Here is a 16,467-nt window from a genome sequence, read left to right as displayed (position 1 = left end):
GGTCAGGGGTGCAGGACGACCTTGATGGCGCCGGAGGCCCTGTCACCCGCCACGCGGAAGGCCTCCGCGGCGTCGGCGAGGGGGAAGCGGTGGGTGATCACCGTCCGCGCGATCTCGGGATCGGCGGCGAGCAGCGCCGCGGCCCGTTCGGTGTCGCGGACGCCGTCATGCCTGCTGTAGGCGATGGAGTGCACGTAGCTGAGCTCCTTGACCAGGCTGACGATGCCCGGGACGGGAGCCGTGTGCTGATAGACGCCCATCAGCACGACGCGGCCGCCAGGGCGGGCGAGCTCGGCACACCGGGCGAGGCCCGCTTCGCTGCCCGCGGCGTCGATCACGACGTCGTAGGTGCCCGCCACCGAGCCGGCTTTCAGGCGTTCCGCCGCCATCCTTTGGTGCTCATGGCGCGTCTCGACATCGACGTCGAAACCGCGCTGCCGGGCCGTCGCCGCGGCCAGGAGCCCGATGCTGCCGCCGCCGACGACCGCCACCCGCTCCCCCGGCTCGAGTGCCGCTACACGGACACCGTGCCCGGCCACTGACGCGGGCTCGACGAGACAGGCGTCGCGCACGTCCAAGCCTGGCGGGAGCTCGACGAGCATGTCCTCGGGAACCGTGATGGCGTCGCACATTCCGCCGTCCCGGAAGATGCCGAGCGTCCCGTGTTCCGGGGCGGCGCATCGCTGGACGTGGCCATCGCGGCATTGGTCGCATGCTCCGCAGTAGACCGTCGGTTCGACGGCGTAGGACCGGCCGTCGGCGGTGGTCCCGGCGAACTCGTGTCCGTAGATGTAGCCCTGAACGCCGCCCGCCGCGAAGGTGACGTCCGTCCCGCAGACACCCATCGAGGCGACGGCGAGGCGGACCCCGGGGCCTCCCGGCTCGTCGGCTTCGGCCACGAGGATGCCCTGATCGGTGTTTCGCACGGCACGCATGGTGCTCCCTTCGGCCACTGTTATGCGAACGGCGTTAGCTTATCGCAAAGTGATACTTGTTCGCATAAGACCTATGCTGACCCCGTGCACGAACCGACGACAGAGCCACGGCCGGGAACGGCGGCCTGGTGGCTTGCCAGGGAGAACGAACCCGAGCGGCCGCGAAGGCGCAGATCGCTGACCCTCGAAGGCATCCTCGACGCATCCCTGGCCCTGCTCGACGAGCGCGGAGCCGCCGCGCTGACCATGCGCAACGTCGCCGAGGAACTCGACTGCACACAGGCGTCGCTCTACCGGCACGTGCGCAACCGGGAAGAGCTCGTGACCCTGCTCGTCGACAGGGCGATCAGCGTGGCGAGCGCCGCTCCGCCCGAGGACGCGGATTGGGCGGGGAAGGCGGCGTGGTCCGCACGCCGGTTCCGAGAGCACCTGCGCCGCCATCCCGGTGTCGCCTCACTCCTTCGCGGAACCGAGCGGCTCGGCCCCAACTCCCTGGCCGGGATGAACTACGCCCTCGGGCTGTTCATCGGCGCGGGCCTGAGCCCCCGGGTCGCCGCGGCCGCCGCGTCTTCGCTGGCGACCTTCGTCATCGGCTCGGTGAACTTCAACCTCGGAGTCGACACCCGAGATCCCGAGGAGAGCCGTCATCGGCGACAGCTGTTCCGCTCGCGAGACGCCAGTGTCGTCCCGTTGCTCGTCGAGCACGCCGACACACTCGCGGATCTCGGCGACGACGAGTTCGAAGTCGGCCTCACCGCGTTGCTGACCGGATTCCGCGCACTGATCGAGAACGACTGAATACGCCGCGAATTCACCTGGAAGTCCCGTTCCGCCCGTAACCTCCTCTCCGCTCCTTCCCGCACCACCACTTCAGCGGAGGCACGAGTGAAGCGACGGAATTTCCTGCGCGCGGCCGTGGTCGGCGCCGGCGTCACGGCGTTCGGAAACAGGCTCTCGGGGGCGGCACTGGCCGCACCAGCCCAGAACGGACCCAGCCCCTACGGCGCGCTCCAGGCCGCCGACGCCAACGGGATCCAACTGCCCGCGGGATTCACCAGCCGCGTCATCGCGCGCTCCGGCCAGAAGGTCGCGAGCACCGGTTACACCTGGCACAACGCCCCGGACGGCGGTGCGGTGTTCGCCGACGGCAGCGGCTGGATCTACGTGTCGAACTCGGAGATCAACCCCGGCGGCGGCGCGAGCGCGGTCAAATTCGACGCGAGCGGGAACGTCACCGGCGCCCACCGCGTGCTGGCGAACACGCGCCAGAACTGCGCGGGCGGCAAGACTCCTTGGAACACTTGGCTTTCCTGTGAGGAGATCGACCTCGGGTTCGTCTACGAGTGCCAGCCGAACGGGCCCGCCTCGGCCGCCGTCCAGCGGCCCGCGATGGGCAAGTTCAAGCACGAGGCCGCCGCGGCCGACCCGGTGCGCAAGGTCGTCTACCTGACCGAGGACACCACGGACGGCTGTCTCTACCGCTTCGTCCCGACGACCTGGGGCAACCTCTCCGCCGGAACGCTGCAGGTGCTGAAGGCGGGCTCGGCGACGTCGGGCAGCTTCACCTGGGCGAACGTGCCCGACCCGGACGGCTCCCCGACGGCGACGCGTAACCAGGTTTCCGGCGCGAAGCGGTTCAACGGCGGCGAAGGACTCCACTACGCCAACGACACCGCGTGGTTCACCACCAAGGGCGACAACCGCGTCTGGCAGCTCAACCTGACCAACAGCACCTACGAGCTCGCCTACGACGACTCGCTGGTGAGCCCCGGATCGGCGCCGCTGACCGGCGTCGACAACGTCACCGGCACCTCGTCGGGCGATCTGTTCGTCGCCGAAGACGGCGGCAACATGGAGATCTGCATCATCACGCCGAACGACATCGTGGCGCCGTTCCTGCGGATCGGCGGCCAGAGCTCGTCGGAGATCTGCGGTCCCGCGTTCACCCCGGCCGGGAACCGGCTGTACTTCTCCTCGCAGCGCGGCACTTCCGGTTCTTCGTCCGGCGGGATCACCTACGAGGTGACCGGTCCGTTCCGCTCCTGATCCCGCGTGAAGGCCCCCTTCCCTCGGCTGAGCCGAGGGAAGGGGGCCTTCACGCGCGTTCGTCAGGCGTTGGTGCGGTTCTTCTCGCGGAGCCGGGTCACGACGAAGAGCGTGATCGCGATCGCGACGGCGGCGATCACGAAGTACTGGAAGAACCCGGCGTACTTCTCGACGATGTGCCAGCTCTCCCCCAGCCCGTAGCCCGCCAGGACGAACACCGTGTTCCAGATCAGGCTGCCCACCGTGGTCAGAGCGAGGAAGCGCCAGAACGGCATCCGTTCGATCCCGGCGGGCAGGGAGATGAGGCTGCGGAAGATCGGCACCATCCGGCCGAGGAACACCGCCTTCGCCCCGTGCTTCTGGAACCAGGCCTCGGTCTTGTCGAAGTCGGACGTCTTGACCAGCGGGATCTTCGCCATCCAGCGGCGGGTGCGGTCGCGGCCGAGCAGCATGCCGAGGTAGTACACGATGATCGCGCCGGCGACCGAGCCGAAGGTCGTCCACACCAGCGCTTCCACCAGGGTGAACGTCCCCTGGCTCGCGGAGAACCCGGCGAGCGGGAGCACCAGTTCGCTGGGGATCGGCGGGAACAGGTTGTCCAGACCGACGATGATCGCGGCCCCCGGACCTCCCAGTGAGTCCATCAGTGACACCGCCCAGCCGGCGAGGCCGCCCATCGGTTCGCTGGCGGCTTGGGCGAGGAGGAGGTTCATGGCGGCCTTTCGTGGTCGTCTGCAGGTGTCAACGAACGTACGAATTGCCCGGGTTCCGCACCCTGCGGTGAAGCGGCACAGATCACTGGGGAAAACCGCAGTACCGATCTCCGGTTACCCCGTTAGCCTGGCGTTATGCCTGATCCGGCCGCTACGCGCCGCTACCTGCGCAAGATGCTCCGCGGCACGCTGGGCGTGGCGATCGGCGCCGCGACGGCGTTCGCCGAGTTCTTCTATGTCCTCTTCGGCGGTATCGCGCTCGCGATCCCCGCGCTGAGGCCGCCCGTCTTCGCCGGCGCCCGCGCACTGTCCGAAGTGGAGCGACGGCGGATCGAGAAGTACCTCGGCGCGGAGAACGCGACCGACTACACCGGACGCCGCGCGATGACGTACCTCGTGCCGCGTTGTGTCATCGGCCTTTTCAGCACCGGGATCTTCCTGCTGCTCGGCTACGGCGTGGTGATCGGAACGTATGTCGCCTACCAAAAAGCCTTCGGCGAATGGCCTGGCGAAGGCAGCCTTTCCGACCAGATCGCCACCGTCGGACTGGGCGTCCTGCTGCTTTTCCTTTCCGCGCAGGGACTCATCGGCATCGCGACGCTGGAGCGCAAGCTGGCGAGGCGCTTTTTCGGGCCCAGCAAGAAGGAACAGTTACGCCGCCGTGTCTCCGAGCTCGCGACGAGCCGCGCCGAAGTGGTCGAAGCGGTCAACGGCGAGCGGCGCCGGATCGAACGGGATCTGCACGACGGCGTCCAGCAGCGGCTCGTCGCGCTCGGGATGCTGCTCGGGCGGGCGCGGCGCACCGGCGATCCGGACCACGCGTCGGAGCTGCTCCGGCAGGCGCACGAGGAGTCCCAGCGCGCCCTCGAAGACCTGCGCGAGGTCTCGTGGCGGGTGTATCCGATCGCGCTGGACTCGGACGGGCTGCACCCCGCGCTGGAGGCGCTCGCGGAACGCTCCGGCGTACCGGTGAATCTGCGCGTCGACCTGCCGGAACGGCCACCGGCGGCCATCGAGACCGTCGTGTACTTCGTCGCGTCCGAGGCGGTCACCAATACGATCAAGCACGCCGCGGCGACGCGGATCGACATCGAGGCCGAGCGGGACGGGGACAGGGTGCGGGTGCGGATCACCGACGACGGCACGGGCGGGGCGCGGGAGTCCGGGGGCGGCCTTTCCGGCCTCGCGCGGCGCGTCGCGGCGGCGGACGGCGAGTTCACCGTGGACAGCCCGCTCGGCGGCCCGACAGTGGTGACGGCGGTGCTGCCGTGCGAGTGATCCTCGCCGAAGACTCGACCCTGCTGCGCGAGGGACTCGTCCGGCTTCTTGTCGAAGAGGGGCACGACGTCGTGGCATCCGTCGGAGACGGCGAGGCGCTCCTCTCGACGACTGCCGCCTACCAGCCGGACGTGATCGTCACCGACGTCCGCATGCCGCCGACCCACACCGACGAGGGCCTCCGCGCGGCGCTCGAGATCCGGAAACGCTGGCCGGAGATCGGGGTCCTGGTGCTCTCGCAGTACGTCGAGAAGCGCTACGCCGCCGATCTGATCACCGGTGACGGCGAACGCGTCGGCTATCTCTTGAAGGACCGGGTCGCCCAGGTGGGCGAATTCCTGGACGCGCTCGACCGGGTCGCCGCGGGCGGGGCGGCGTTCGATCCGGAGGTGGTCCGGCGGTTGCTCGCGAGGACCACGCACACCGATCCGCTCGCGAAGCTGACCGCCCGCGAACGCGAAGTACTGGAGAAAATGGCGCAGGGCCACACGAACGCCGGGATCGCCGAGTCGCTGTACGTGTCGCAGAGCGCCGTCGAGAAGCACGTGAACGCCCTCTTCGACAAGCTCGGGCTGGCCAACACCGCCGGTTACAGCCGCCGCGTCCTGGCCATCCTTCGCTATCTGGGCTCCTGACCCCGGCTTGACAGGCAAGTGACCACTTGCCTATAAACGGGTGGTGGACGGCGACCTGTTCAAGGCGATCGGCGACGCGACGCGACGAACCATCCTCGACGAGCTGATCGAAAAGGACGGTCAAACACTGTTCGAGCTCTGCGGGCGGCTGACCATGAAGCACGGCTTGGCTTCCTCGCGCCAGGCCATCTCGCAACATCTCGCGATGCTCGAACAGGCCGGCCTGGTGCACACCCGGCGGCAGGGCCGCTACAAGTTCCACCACATCGACACGAGCCCGCTGCGCTCGATCGCCGAGCGGTGGCCCATCGAGCGAGAGGAACCAAACCCGTGATCCGCATCAACATCACCAGCGTCTTCGTCGACGACCAGGCCAAGGCGCTCGCCTTCTACACCGAGAAGCTGGGGTTCACCAAGAAGCACGACGTGCCCACCGGCGACGCGCGCTGGCTCACCGTGGTCTCGCCCGCGAATCCCGACGGCGTCGAACTGCTGCTGGAGCCGGACGGCCACCCCGCGGCGAAGCCGTTCAAGAAAGCTCTCGCGGCCGACGGGATCCCGTTCACCCAGTTCGCCGTCGACGACGTGTTCGCCGAGGTCGAGCGGCTCAAGGGGCTGGGCGTCGAGTTCACCCAGGACGCCGTCGACCTGGGGCCGGTGGTCACCGCCGTCTTCGACGACACCTGCGGCAACCTGATCCAGCTCGCCACGATGAAGTGACCGCAAAGCGGGGCCTGGTCCATTGTGGACCAGGCCCCGCTTCGGCGTCTCCTTACTGCTGCACCCATTCCACGAGTTCCACGGGCACGCCGTTCGGGTCGGTGACCATGAAGAGGCGTTCTCCCCACGGCTCTTCCCGCAGCGGCAACGTGATCTCGACACCTTCGGCGCGGAGGCGCTTCTCCTCGGCTTCGAGGTTCTCGACCGTGAAGGCCACGATCACCCCGGACGCGCGCTGCTGCCGCAGGTTCTCCGGCAACACCTCGATCCCCGCCTGGAGCAGGACGATGGCCAGCTTCGCTGTCTCATGCCCGAGGGACACGAAACCCTCGGCGGCCATCTGCTCCGTGAAGCCGAAGTGCTCGGTGAAGAAGCGGCTGGAGGCGGTGACGTCGTCGACGGTCAGCGAGACGGTGGAGGCAAGGACGTTCATGGGCTATCCCCTTCGGTCGGCAGTGCGGTGCGGATGAACTGGTCGGTCAGTAAGACCGGCGGCGCGGGACGCCGATCGAACGGCGCACCGGCGTCGAGCGGCCGGGAAACGGCTGCTGATGGCGGCGGTCGTTCCGGCGGGCCTGGGCGCGGTTGGTGCCTTCGTTGCCTTGGGGGATTCGAGCGGTCAAGGAGCCTCTTCTCACTGGTCGGTAGTACGGACGTAAGTTTACACTCGACCTACCGTAAGTCAAGGATATTTTTACTACGGTGGTAAACTTCGCCCATGACCAGCACGGATGTGGGCTTGCGAGAGCTCAAGAAGCAGGAGACGCGGCAGCAGATCTCCGACCAGGCGACACTGCTCTTCATCGAGAAGGGCTTCGAGGAGACGACGATCGCCGAGATCGCCGCGGCGGCGAGGGTCGCGAAGAAAACCGTCACCAACTACTTCGCACGCAAAGAGGACCTGGCGCTGGACCAGCACGAGGAGTTCACGAACGGGCTGGCGAACGCCGTCGCCGCCAGGAAGCCGGGTGAGTCGGCGCTGGCCGCGCTACGGCGCACCTTCCTCGACGCGGTGGCCGAGCACTCGCACGTCATCGGTTTCGCCGGGCCCGACTTCTCGAAGATGGTGCTGGAGAGCCCGACCTTGACCGCGCGGCTGCGTGAACTGCACGAACTGCGGGAAGAGGCGCTCGCCAAACTGCTCGCGACCGAGACCGGAGCCGACCTGGACGACGTCACCCCGGTGATGGCGGCCGCCGAACTCAACGCGATCGACCGTGTTCTGTTCCGCGACGTCCTCCGGCGGTCGCATGCCGGCGAGAGCAACGACGAAATCGCCGAAGCGCTGACGAAGGCGACGAAGCGGGCTTTCGAACTGCTGGAACCGTCCTTCGGCGACTACGCGATTCGGGAGTAGTTCAGCGATTCCTGCCCGCCATCACCACGGCGACGATGACGGCGCCGACGAAGACGACCGTGAGCAGCAGGATGATCAGGTGCCACGGCTGGATCGCGAACACGTTGTCCCCCTTCGGTTGCGGAGCATCCTAGAGACGTTTCACGGGGACACGTAAAGAAGCATGTCGCGTGCGGTGCCGCCGATCTCCTGATGCTCGGGCAATAGGCCCTCGCGCCGATAGCCCGCTCCTTCGGCGGCGAGGATCGATTCCACGGCTCGATGTACAGCTCGATCCGCTCGATTCCAGGGACGGTCCAGGCGAAGCCCGTGATCGCTTCGATCGCGTCCGTCGCGAAACCGCGGCGCCGATGGCGAGGTGAGACCGAATAGCCCAGGATCCCGATTCCCTCGGACAGTTTCCGCAGCCAGAGCCCGATCGTACCGACCGCCTCCCCGTCGACGGTGATCACGAAGGGGAATCCCCGGCCTTCGGCATGACGGCTTCGCTGCCGCAGCACCCAGGCTTCGGCCTCCTCCCGGGTCGGATGCGCGGGGAGGCTGCCGATGAGCGGGATGTACGGATCTTCGCCGAGATCGAGGGCGAGAGAGACGGCGGTTTCGGCGAACTCGCGCAGAACGACGGATCCGTGGGCAGGTGGCGTGGCGGGCCAGGGCGTCGGCTCGGTCATCGGTCCATTCTTGTCGGAGGGCGGCGGTACTGTCGGGCTCATGCGGGAGTTGATCGTCACGGAGAACAGCACGATCGATGGCGTGATCGAGCTGACGGGCGACTGGTTCAGCCCGGGCGACAGCGATCCGGGCGCCGATCTGTCGGACGTCCTGGCCGCGCTCCACGAACAACGTGAAAACGCGGACGCGTTCCTCCTCGGGCGCGTCACCTTCGAAGACATGCGCGGCTACTGGCCGAAACAGACGGAAGACAAGACGGGCATCTCGGCCTACCTCGACTCGGTGAGCAAGTACGTGGTCTCCAGCACGCTGACGGAGCCGGAGTGGGAGAACACGACGGTGCTCTCCGGTGGCCTGCGTTCGGAGATCGAAAGGCTGAAATCCGCCGAGGGCAAGGACATCGTGACAACCGGCAGCATCTCGCTGGTGCGCGCGCTGATCGCCGAAGGGCTCGTCGACGAGTACCGCCTGTTCGTCTATCCCGTCGTAGTGGGGGAAGGCCGTCGGCTGTTCGAGGGCGCGACGAGCGTTCCGAAGCTTCGGCTCGTGGAGGAGCGGGCGTTCACCTCGGGGATCGTGCTGCTGCGCTACCGGGCCGCCTGATCGCCGCTTCACCGGGTCGTGCCGCTCGGTAAGGTCGTCGTACCCCGGCGTAGCGACCGGGGAACGACGGAGGTGGCGGTGGTGGTCGACGCGTCGAAGTTCACGGCCGAGGTGTACCGCCGCGCGGCCGCGCGGCCCGATGCCCCGCCGCGGCTGGCCAGGGCGGCGGATTGCGTTTTGGAAGGCAAGTTCAGCTGGGAGGAAGTCGCGGCCGGGACGTGCCCGCATCCGCTCGCGCAGGCGCTGTTCACGCCGAAGGCCCAGGAGAAGCTGTGGCCGCTGCTGGCCGAGGTCGCCGCGGAACCCGCGCAGGCGCCCCCGCCGGCCGCACCCGCCCGCGCGGTCAAGGCACCTCCGACGGACGACGACTTCAGCGAGTTCACCTACCTCGAAGACCTGGCCGAACCGAACAGTCATCCGGCGTGGCCACAGAGGCCGGATCGCGGCCGGTGAAGGCCCACGCGTTTGCAGACGCGATCGATACTTGCCCGACAGGGTGATCCAGGAAACCGACGGGCGTCTTCGAACGTCTGCAATGCGACCGGCCGAAGTGACATGGAGGGGTCAAATGCCACATTCGCGAGGGTTCAGCGTCGAGATCGACGATCTGAAAGCCATGGCCACGGACACGAAGGGCCACGGGATGCCCACCGCCGAGGAGCGGGTCCGGGACGCGTCGGAGTCGATGCGAAAGCTCTACACCTCACCCGTCGAAGCGTTCGGGTCCGAGGTCGACGAGGCCACACAACTGGGCCGCAACCGGAACAAGCTGATCGCGCTGCTGATCACGGGCGGGCTGGGCATCAGCGATTCGCTCGACGTGGCGGCGTCACGGCTCAAGACCATCGCCGAGATGTACGAGCGGATCGAACAAGAAATCGTCGGGAAGTAGGAGACTTCGATGACCGACTTCAGCCCTGAAGCCTTCACGACGATGTACAAAAGCCTGTGCGAGAAGGCGCGCAGCGAGTGGCCCGCGACGCCGGGCGCCTCGGATGACACCCTTTTCCTGCTTCAACCGCTACGGGACTGGCTGAAGTTCGCCGTGGACGGCGAACTCGGCGCGTTCTCTGGGGCGCCGGGCGACATCCTCCGGAAGAAGGAGGCGTTCGACGAGTCCCGGGACATCCTGAAAGGCATTGGCGACCGGCTGGTCAGCCGCTGGTCCGGTGAAGCGTCGCGGGAGTACGTCACCTATCTCAACCTGGTGCAGAGTCACCTGGGGTACTTCGCGGGCGACTCCGAGAACATCGACGACGCCGAGGGCTACCTGCCCGAGGCGTCCGGACTGCTGGACGCGGCGTTCGCGGTGCAGGCCGCCCGCAAGAACGACCTGCACCAGCTGGGGATGTCACTGGACTCGGCACTGGACCGACTCGACGAAGGCACCGACGTACGAGCGGCCATGCTCTTCTGCGGCAAGGTGGCCGAACTCGCGATCGGCCAACTCCCCAATGGGAAACTCGGCCTCGACGTGGTCCGGCTGCTGTGGGGAACAGGTGGCGTGGCTTCCGGAGCACCCACCCAGGCCCAGGGCGGGGACTCGATGCACATCGACACCAGCAGCGGCACCCTCGCGGTCGGGGTCACCGACGTGATGTGGGCGTTCCAACAGCAGCTGAACAAGGTGATGGAGAACTACCGCAACGCCGTGAACGCGCTGAACGGGCGGATGGACCGGCTGTTCGCCCACATCGACGCCCGCAACACCGCGGACCTCGAGTGGAAGGACCACATCCCCAGCTGGGAAGGGAAGAGCGGGCTCACACTGGCGCAGCTGCTCTCCCTCGCCAACGCGACCGCCGAGCTCGCGGACAAGGCGGGCAACACACGCGCGCCGGAGATGCCCCCGGAGAAGAAAAAGGAAGAACACCGCCCGCCCGGCCCTCTCGTCGGGCACTGAGCCGTCTGCTCAGAGCGGCCCCGAACCTGGGGCTGCCCTGTCGATCGCTATCCAGAAGCGATCCTCGCCGTCGACTCGACCGTCCGGCTTCCCGCCGTTGGCCAGGATGGCCCGGCGGGAAGCCGTGTTGTCGGCGTCACAGGTGAGCAGAACCCGGCTCAGCCCGAGGCGGCGGCATTCGACGAGTCCAGCACCCAGGATCCGGGTGCCGTGTCCACGCCCCCGCCACGGAGTCGCGATGCCGTACCCGATGTGACCCCCGGTCCGGGCCAGCGCCGGCGTCAGCTCGTGACGGATGACGAGCTCACCGAGGTACTGCGTGCCGGAGACGTACCAGAGAACGGTGGCGGGAACTCCCCACAACCGCAGCACTCCCTGCCGCTCGGCGACGAACCGCTCGAAGTCCGCGGCGGCGCGCTTCAGCAGCTCCGTCGAACCCCCGTCGGCCGCGCGGTCCGCCCGCTCGCCCTCCAGCCACGACCGGCGCACCGTCGTCGTCGGCGGCGAGAGCCGAGGCGGTTCCAGCAGCCGCATCCCCTCAGCTTACGAAACAGAATCGGCCCCGTGACCAGGTTTACTGGTCACGGGGCCGATCTGGTGTGGCGAGTGAGGGATTCGAACCCCCGAAGGCGTAGCCGTCTGATTTACAGTCAGATCCCTTTGGCCGCTCGGGCAACTCGCCGTGGCCGGGCAAGCCCGGTCGAGACGAAAGAATACCCAATGCCATGGCGGGCCGGTCAACCGGGTTCCGCAGGGCTAGGGTGGAAGCTCCTGACAAGCGAGTACGAGGTGTGAGAACACGTGGCGGATCCCTCTTTCGACGTGGTGAGCAAGGTCGATCGCCAGGAGGTGGACAACGCCCTGAACCAGGCCAGCAAGGAACTCGGTACACGGTTCGACTTCCGGGGTACCGGGACCAAGATCGACTGGTCCGGCGAGGAGGCGATCGCGATCGAGTCGGAGACCGAAGAGCGGGCGCTGGCGGCGGTCGAGGTGTTCAAGGAGAAGCTGATCAAGCGCGGCATCTCCCTGAAGGCCTTCGAGGCGGACGAGCCGGCGTTGTCCGGCAAGATCTACAAGGTGGGCGGCAAGATCCTGCAGGGGATCGCGTCGGACAAGGCGAAGCAGATCGCCAAGTTCATCCGCGACGAAGGTCCCAAGGGCGTCCAGGCGCAGATCCAGGGCGACCAGCTGCGGGTGTCCGGCAAGAAGAAGGACCAGCTGCAGGACGTGATCGCCTTGCTGAAGGGCAAGGACTTCGAGATCGCGCTGCAGTTCACGAACTACCGCTGACAGCGGCACCGACAAGGCCACCTTCGGGAGCACCGAAGGTGGCCTTCGTCATGGCTACGACGCCGTGATCGTCCAGGTCCCGTCGCCTTCCAGCGACACGTACGCGGGGCCGGGCACGGGCACGCTGCCCTTGTAGTCGCCGAGCTGGTTCACGGGGAGATCCGAGTAGTCGCCGCTGTGCACCCACACCGCGGTGTTGCCGTTGCCCTTGGTGCTGACGGCGACCGCCGAGACGGCGTCGGGCACGGAGAAGACCGCGTCGCGTTTGCCCGAGAGGGTTTTACCCGGCTCCAGCACGGGCAGGCCGCTTTCGTCGGTGATGGTCAGCGTCCAGGCGGCGTTGGCCTTGATGGTGAACGTCTTCGCCTGGTAGCCGGGCATGTCGTTGATCCACTGCGTGCCCTTGTAGGGCCCGGTGTCGTTGACGATCAGCTCGTGTTCGGTGTTGACCGCGACGTGCCCGGAACACTTCGGGCAGTCGAAGGTCACGAAGCCGAGGCGCATCGGCCAGCTCATGGGGACCGACGCGTTCCCCTTGCCCGAGTGCGTCTCCACCGGCTGGGGGCCGGGTGGCGGGGTGGTGGTGGACGTCGGCGGTGGCGGCGCCGGGGTTTCGGAGTCACGCAGGCCCTCCGACGCGGCGCGCGGGACGATCCGGCCCGTGTTCGGCGGCGAGCAGGCCACCAGGCCCGCGGTCACCAGCACGGCGCACAAGGCCGCGCACAAACGCCTGATCACGTACGTCCCCCTAGCTGTTCGGTCATGGGATCTTCGCGGGCCGATAGCCCAGCGTTACCGGGCCACCCGGCCGAGCGATTCACGCCACTCGGGCGTGGGTTTCTGCCGCAACGCCTTCGCGGGAGTCCGAAATGGACAAATGTCCGTGTTGTAATCCGGCGACCGCGTTCAAGGAAGGTCCCGATGAAGCGCCGTTTCAGCTCCGCACTCGCCCTCACGCTGTCACTCACCGTGATCGCATCGCTGTTCACCTCCGCGCAGGCCGCGGAACGCCAACAGCTCGTGCCCGGCTACGGCTCGTACGCGCGGCTCATCCGCCTGGAGCATTCCGCGATCGGCCGCGGCCGCATCCTCGCGTCGCTGACCAGCGAAGACGCCAGCGGCAAGTTCACCCCGATCATGGAAAGCACCGACGAGGGGCAGAGCTTCCACAAGATCGGCGAGGTTCGCGACCGCGACGGCCGCTACGGCATGTGCTGCGGAACGCTGTACGAGCTGCCGCAGCGGGTCGGCAGGCTTCGCGCGGGCACCTTGCTGTGGGCCGCGAGTTACCGTCAGGACGCCGGTCCGCAGCGGCGGATCGGCATCAAGATCTGGTACAGCCGTGACGCCGGCCGCAGCTGGGCCTTCCTGTCCGAAGCCGCCCGTTCGCACAACCACGACGGCATCTGGGAGCCGGAGTTCGTCGTCGACGCGGGCGGCACGCTGTGGTTGCACTACGCGGACGAGACCGAGGCGCCGCAGTTCGCGCAGGTGATGAACCGGGTCGCCTCCACCGACGGGGTGCACTGGGGCACCAAGCAGCGCACCATGGCCATCCCGCCCCACCGGGTGCGGCCGGGGATGCCGATCATCCGGCGTCTCCCCGACGGCCGGTACTACCTGGCCTACGAGATCTGCAACTACGGCAACCGCTACTGCGACCCGTACTTCAAGATCTCCTCCGACGGCGCCAACTGGGGCGATCCGCTCGACCCCGGCACCCGCGTCACCACCGCCAGCGGCAACTACTTCCAGCACGCCCAGACGATCACGCTGTTCCCCGGCGGCCCGAACGGCGTGCGGCTGGTGATGGTCGGGCAGATCTACACCAACGCCGCCGGGGTCCCCCAGGACAAGAACGGCCAGGTCCTGCTCGCGAACGACAACTTCGGCGCCGGGAACTGGTACGAACTGCCCGCACCCGTGCACATCACCGGCATCCACAACAACTTCTGCCCCAACTACAGCTCGACGCTGCTGCCTGTCGACGGCGGCAAGAACGTGCTGCAGATCTCCACCGAGTACAACCTCGGCTGCAAGGCGTACTTCGCGAAGGGCCCCGCGTTCTGATCCACCCGGTAGTGTGAGCCGTCGAGCGAACGGCTACGAAGCGGGGGCGACGGATGAAGGGCATCGTGCTGGCCGGGGGAAGTGGGACGCGTCTGCATCCCATCACCCAGGCGGTCTCGAAACAGCTGTTGCCGGTCTACGACAAACCGATGATCTACTACCCGATCTCGGTGCTGATGTTCGCCGGGATCCGCGAGATCCTGATCATCTCGACCCCCGTCGACCTTCCGCATTTCCGCAGGCTGCTCGGCGACGGCAGCCAGTTCGGGCTCAGCTTCAGCTACGCCGAACAGGCCGCCCCCAACGGGCTGGCCGAGGCGTTCGTCATCGGCGCGGACTTCATCGGCGACGACGAGGTCGCGCTCGTGCTCGGTGACAACATCTTCTACGGCCAGGGGTTCTCCAGCAGGCTGCAAGCCGCCGTGACCGCGCTCGACGGCTGCGTGCTGTTCGGGTATCCGGTGAAGGATCCGCAGCGCTACGGCGTCGGCGAGATCGACGCCGACGGCAAGCTCCTCTCCATCGAGGAGAAGCCCGAGAAGCCGAAGTCGAACAAGGCCATCACCGGCCTGTACTTCTACGACAACCAGGTCGTCGAGATCGCCCGCGAGCTCAAGCCCTCGCCGCGGGGCGAACTCGAGATCACGGACGTCAACCTCGCCTACCTGCGGCAGGACCGCGCGACCCTGGTCGACCTCGGCCGCGGGTTCGCGTGGCTCGACACCGGCACGCACGACTCGCTGCTGGAAGCGGGCCAGTTCGTGCAGGTCCTCGAGCACCGGACGGGCGTCCGGATCGCCTGTCTCGAGGAGGTCGCGCTGCGGATGGGCTTCATCGACGCCGACCAGTGTTTCGCGCTCGGTGCGAAGCTGGCGAAGTCCGGCTACGGCGAATACCTGATGAACGTCGCCCGCTCCCAGGGCGCTACCGGCTGAACAGGTGCTCCCGCAGGGTGTCGCCGGTGTAGTCCGTCCGGAAGACACCGCGTTCCTGCAGATGAGGGACGACTTCGTCGACGAACACGTCCAGCCCGCCCGGCGTCAGATGCGGCACCAGCACGAAGCCGTCGGCGGCGTCGCTCTGGACGTACTCGTCCACCGAGTCCGCGACCTGACGGGCGGTGCCGACGAACTGCTGGCGCGCGGTCACCTCGATGACCAGTTCGCGGATCGAGAGCTTCTTCTCCTCCGCGATCGCCCGCCATTTCGCGGCCACGGCCAGCTGATCCTTCTCGTGCCGGACCCGGCCCCAGGTCAGCGGTTCGGCGTCGGGGTCCGGGTCGATCTCGGGTAGCGGGCCGTCGGCGTCGTAGGCGGAGAGGTCGCGGCTCCAGACCTGTTCGAGGAACTGGATCGCGGTCGCCGGGCGCACCTGCTGGTAGCGGATCTCGCGGGCGTACTCGTGTGCCTCCTCCTCAGTGTCGCCGAGGACGAACGTCGCGGCGGGCATGATCAGCAGCTCGCCGGGCTCGCGGCCGTGGACGGGCAGCCGTCGCTTGATGTCGGCGAAGAACTCCTTGCCGCTTTCCAGCGACCCGTGGCGGCTGAAGATGACGTCGGCGGTCTTGGCGGCGAACTCCCTGCCTTCGTCGGAATCCCCGGCCTGGATGACAATCGGCTGACCTTGCGGTGTCCTCGGGACAGTGAACTCACCGCGGATGTCGAACTGCTGTCCCTTGTGGACGAAGCGGTCGATGCCGCGGGCGAAGACACCGTTCTCCTTGTCCCCCACCACCGCGTCGGGTGCCCAGCTGTCCCAGAGTTCGCGGACGGTGGCGAGGAATTCCTCGGCGCGCTGGTAGCGGTCCTCGCGTTTCAGGAAGCCGCCTCGCCGGAAGTTCTGTCCCGTCCACGCGTCCGGTGAGGTGACGACGTTCCACGCGGCGCGGCCGCCGGAGAGGTGGTCGATGCTCGCGACCTGCCGCGCGACCTCGTAAGGCTCGTTGAAGGTCGAGGACAGTGTTCCCGCGAGGCCGAGCCGGGTGGTGACCGCGGAAAGCGCGGCCAGCACGGTGGTGGTGTTCGGCCGCCCGACGACGTCGGAGTCGAGGATCTCGCCCGCGTGCTCGCGCAGGCGCAGGCCTTCGGCGAGGAACAGGAAGTCGAACTTGCCCCGCTCGGCCGTGCGCGCGAGATGTTCGAAGGACGAAAAGTCGATTTGGCTACCCGAACGCGGGTCGCTCCACACGGTCGTGTTGTTGACGCCGGGGAAATGGGCGGCGAGTTTGACCTGCTTGGGCATC

22 protein-coding genes and 1 tRNA gene are annotated in these 16,467 nt (G+C 67.6%); 14 read left to right on the top strand and 9 right to left on the bottom strand.

Features of this window, described 5'->3' with window-relative positions; genetic code table 11:
• Window positions 1-2 precede the first annotated feature (2 nt).
• The gene (locus HDA45_RS24175; protein WP_184898958.1) at window positions 3-935 is read right to left on the bottom strand and encodes a zinc-dependent alcohol dehydrogenase; all 933 of its coding nucleotides are present in this window, start codon (window positions 933-935) and stop codon (window positions 3-5) included.
• 84 nt (window positions 936-1,019) lie between these two features.
• Here HDA45_RS24175 and HDA45_RS24170 point away from each other — a divergent pair, with 84 nt between their 5' ends.
• Together HDA45_RS24170 and HDA45_RS24165 are read left to right on the top strand one after the other, a co-directional pair.
• On the top strand, window positions 1,020-1,733 hold the full coding sequence (locus tag HDA45_RS24170; RefSeq protein ID WP_343072140.1) for a TetR/AcrR family transcriptional regulator: 714 nt from the start codon (window positions 1,020-1,022) through the stop codon (window positions 1,731-1,733).
• An 87-nt stretch (window positions 1,734-1,820) separates the two neighbouring features.
• Window positions 1,821-2,981 (top strand): alkaline phosphatase PhoX, encoded by a 1,161-nt coding sequence (locus tag HDA45_RS24165; RefSeq protein ID WP_184898956.1) that lies wholly within the window; start codon window positions 1,821-1,823, stop codon window positions 2,979-2,981.
• 62 nt (window positions 2,982-3,043) lie between these two features.
• On the opposite strand, the gene HDA45_RS24160 is transcribed toward HDA45_RS24165, so the two are convergent.
• Window positions 3,044-3,694 carry a DedA family protein gene (locus tag HDA45_RS24160; RefSeq protein ID WP_184898954.1) on the bottom strand — a complete coding sequence of 217 codons (651 nt, stop codon included), beginning with the start codon at window positions 3,692-3,694 and terminating at the stop codon, window positions 3,044-3,046.
• Between the two features lie 135 nt (window positions 3,695-3,829).
• Between HDA45_RS24160 and HDA45_RS24155 the strand changes: the two genes are divergently transcribed.
• From HDA45_RS24155 to HDA45_RS24140, 4 genes are read left to right on the top strand one after another with little or no spacing between them, the layout of a single operon-like run.
• A complete protein-coding gene (locus HDA45_RS24155; protein ID WP_184898952.1) occupies window positions 3,830-4,972 on the top strand; it encodes a sensor histidine kinase in 1,143 nt (380 codons plus the stop codon).
• The gene (locus tag HDA45_RS24150; RefSeq protein ID WP_184898950.1) at window positions 4,963-5,607 is read left to right on the top strand and encodes a response regulator; all 645 of its coding nucleotides are present in this window, start codon (window positions 4,963-4,965) and stop codon (window positions 5,605-5,607) included. Before HDA45_RS24155 ends, HDA45_RS24150 begins: the two co-directional genes overlap by 10 nt.
• Window positions 5,608-5,650: 43 nt before the next feature.
• Window positions 5,651-5,941 (top strand): metalloregulator ArsR/SmtB family transcription factor, encoded by a 291-nt coding sequence (locus tag HDA45_RS24145; RefSeq protein WP_184898947.1) that lies wholly within the window; start codon window positions 5,651-5,653, stop codon window positions 5,939-5,941.
• Window positions 5,938-6,327: a VOC family protein gene (locus tag HDA45_RS24140; protein WP_343072139.1), complete on the top strand. Its 390-nt coding sequence runs from the start codon at window positions 5,938-5,940 to the stop codon at window positions 6,325-6,327. The genes HDA45_RS24145 and HDA45_RS24140 overlap by 4 nt, the downstream gene beginning before the upstream one ends.
• 52 nt (window positions 6,328-6,379) lie before the next feature.
• On the opposite strand, the gene HDA45_RS24135 is transcribed toward HDA45_RS24140, so the two are convergent.
• Complete coding sequence (locus tag HDA45_RS24135) at window positions 6,380-6,760, bottom strand: VOC family protein (protein ID WP_184898945.1); 381 nt, start codon at window positions 6,758-6,760, stop codon at window positions 6,380-6,382.
• Window positions 6,761-6,806: 46 nt separating this feature from the next.
• Entirely contained in the window at window positions 6,807-6,950 is a 144-nt protein-coding gene (locus HDA45_RS24130) for a hypothetical protein (protein ID WP_161780884.1), read from the bottom strand.
• A 95-nt stretch (window positions 6,951-7,045) separates the two neighbouring features.
• Between HDA45_RS24130 and HDA45_RS24125 the strand changes: the two genes are divergently transcribed.
• Entirely contained in the window at window positions 7,046-7,684 is a 639-nt protein-coding gene (locus HDA45_RS24125) for a TetR/AcrR family transcriptional regulator (protein ID WP_184898943.1), read from the top strand.
• Here HDA45_RS24125 and HDA45_RS24120 read toward each other — a convergent pair.
• Window positions 7,666-8,355 (bottom strand): GNAT family N-acetyltransferase, encoded by a 690-nt coding sequence (locus HDA45_RS24120; protein ID WP_246480774.1) that lies wholly within the window; start codon window positions 8,353-8,355, stop codon window positions 7,666-7,668. The genes HDA45_RS24125 and HDA45_RS24120 overlap by 19 nt on opposite strands.
• Window positions 8,356-8,395: 40 nt before the next feature.
• On the opposite strand from HDA45_RS24120, the gene HDA45_RS24115 reads away from it, so the two are divergent.
• The 4 genes from HDA45_RS24115 to HDA45_RS24100 all read left to right on the top strand — a co-directional run bounded on the left by HDA45_RS24115 (window position 8,396) and on the right by HDA45_RS24100 (window position 10,862).
• Entirely contained in the window at window positions 8,396-8,959 is a 564-nt protein-coding gene (locus HDA45_RS24115) for a dihydrofolate reductase family protein (RefSeq protein ID WP_184898941.1), read from the top strand.
• 72 nt (window positions 8,960-9,031) lie between these two features.
• A complete protein-coding gene (locus HDA45_RS24110) occupies window positions 9,032-9,412 on the top strand; it encodes a hypothetical protein (protein ID WP_246480773.1) in 381 nt (126 codons plus the stop codon).
• A 115-nt stretch (window positions 9,413-9,527) separates the two neighbouring features.
• On the top strand, window positions 9,528-9,851 hold the full coding sequence (locus HDA45_RS24105; protein ID WP_184898940.1) for a hypothetical protein: 324 nt from the start codon (window positions 9,528-9,530) through the stop codon (window positions 9,849-9,851).
• Window positions 9,852-9,860: 9 nt separating this feature from the next.
• On the top strand, window positions 9,861-10,862 hold the full coding sequence (locus HDA45_RS24100; RefSeq protein WP_184898927.1) for a hypothetical protein: 1,002 nt from the start codon (window positions 9,861-9,863) through the stop codon (window positions 10,860-10,862).
• 9 nt (window positions 10,863-10,871) lie between these two features.
• Here HDA45_RS24100 and HDA45_RS24095 read toward each other — a convergent pair whose 3' ends face one another.
• Together HDA45_RS24095 and HDA45_RS24090 are read right to left on the bottom strand one after the other, a co-directional pair.
• The gene (locus HDA45_RS24095; protein WP_184898925.1) at window positions 10,872-11,396 is read right to left on the bottom strand and encodes a GNAT family N-acetyltransferase; all 525 of its coding nucleotides are present in this window, start codon (window positions 11,394-11,396) and stop codon (window positions 10,872-10,874) included.
• A gap of 66 nt (window positions 11,397-11,462) precedes the next feature.
• Window positions 11,463-11,544 (bottom strand) — tRNA-Tyr (locus HDA45_RS24090).
• Between the two features lie 119 nt (window positions 11,545-11,663).
• On the opposite strand from HDA45_RS24090, the gene HDA45_RS24085 reads away from it, so the two are divergent.
• Complete coding sequence (locus HDA45_RS24085; protein WP_005152002.1) at window positions 11,664-12,155, top strand: YajQ family cyclic di-GMP-binding protein; 492 nt, start codon at window positions 11,664-11,666, stop codon at window positions 12,153-12,155.
• A 54-nt stretch (window positions 12,156-12,209) separates the two neighbouring features.
• Here HDA45_RS24085 and HDA45_RS24080 read toward each other — a convergent pair whose 3' ends face one another.
• Window positions 12,210-12,893, bottom strand: coding sequence for a hypothetical protein (locus HDA45_RS24080; protein WP_184898923.1), 684 nt, complete (start codon window positions 12,891-12,893; stop codon window positions 12,210-12,212).
• 183 nt (window positions 12,894-13,076) lie between these two features.
• Between HDA45_RS24080 and HDA45_RS24075 the strand changes: the two genes are divergently transcribed.
• On the top strand, window positions 13,077-14,225 hold the full coding sequence (locus HDA45_RS24075; protein ID WP_184898921.1) for a sialidase family protein: 1,149 nt from the start codon (window positions 13,077-13,079) through the stop codon (window positions 14,223-14,225).
• A gap of 53 nt (window positions 14,226-14,278) precedes the next feature.
• Window positions 14,279-15,160, top strand: a complete 882-nt coding sequence (rfbA, locus tag HDA45_RS24070; RefSeq protein ID WP_184898920.1) for a glucose-1-phosphate thymidylyltransferase RfbA — start codon at window positions 14,279-14,281, stop codon at window positions 15,158-15,160.
• Here the strand turns inward: rfbA and HDA45_RS24065 are convergent.
• On the bottom strand, window positions 15,150-16,466 hold the full coding sequence (locus tag HDA45_RS24065) for an NtaA/DmoA family FMN-dependent monooxygenase (protein ID WP_184898919.1): 1,317 nt from the start codon (window positions 16,464-16,466) through the stop codon (window positions 15,150-15,152). The two genes, rfbA and HDA45_RS24065, sit on opposite strands and share 11 nt — an antisense overlap.
• Window position 16,467: the final 1 nt, after the last annotated feature.

It is taken from the genome of Amycolatopsis umgeniensis (assembly GCF_014205155.1).
GTDB lineage: Bacteria > Actinomycetota > Actinomycetes > Mycobacteriales > Pseudonocardiaceae > Amycolatopsis > Amycolatopsis umgeniensis.
This window is presented reverse-complemented; position numbering and strand designations above follow the sequence as displayed.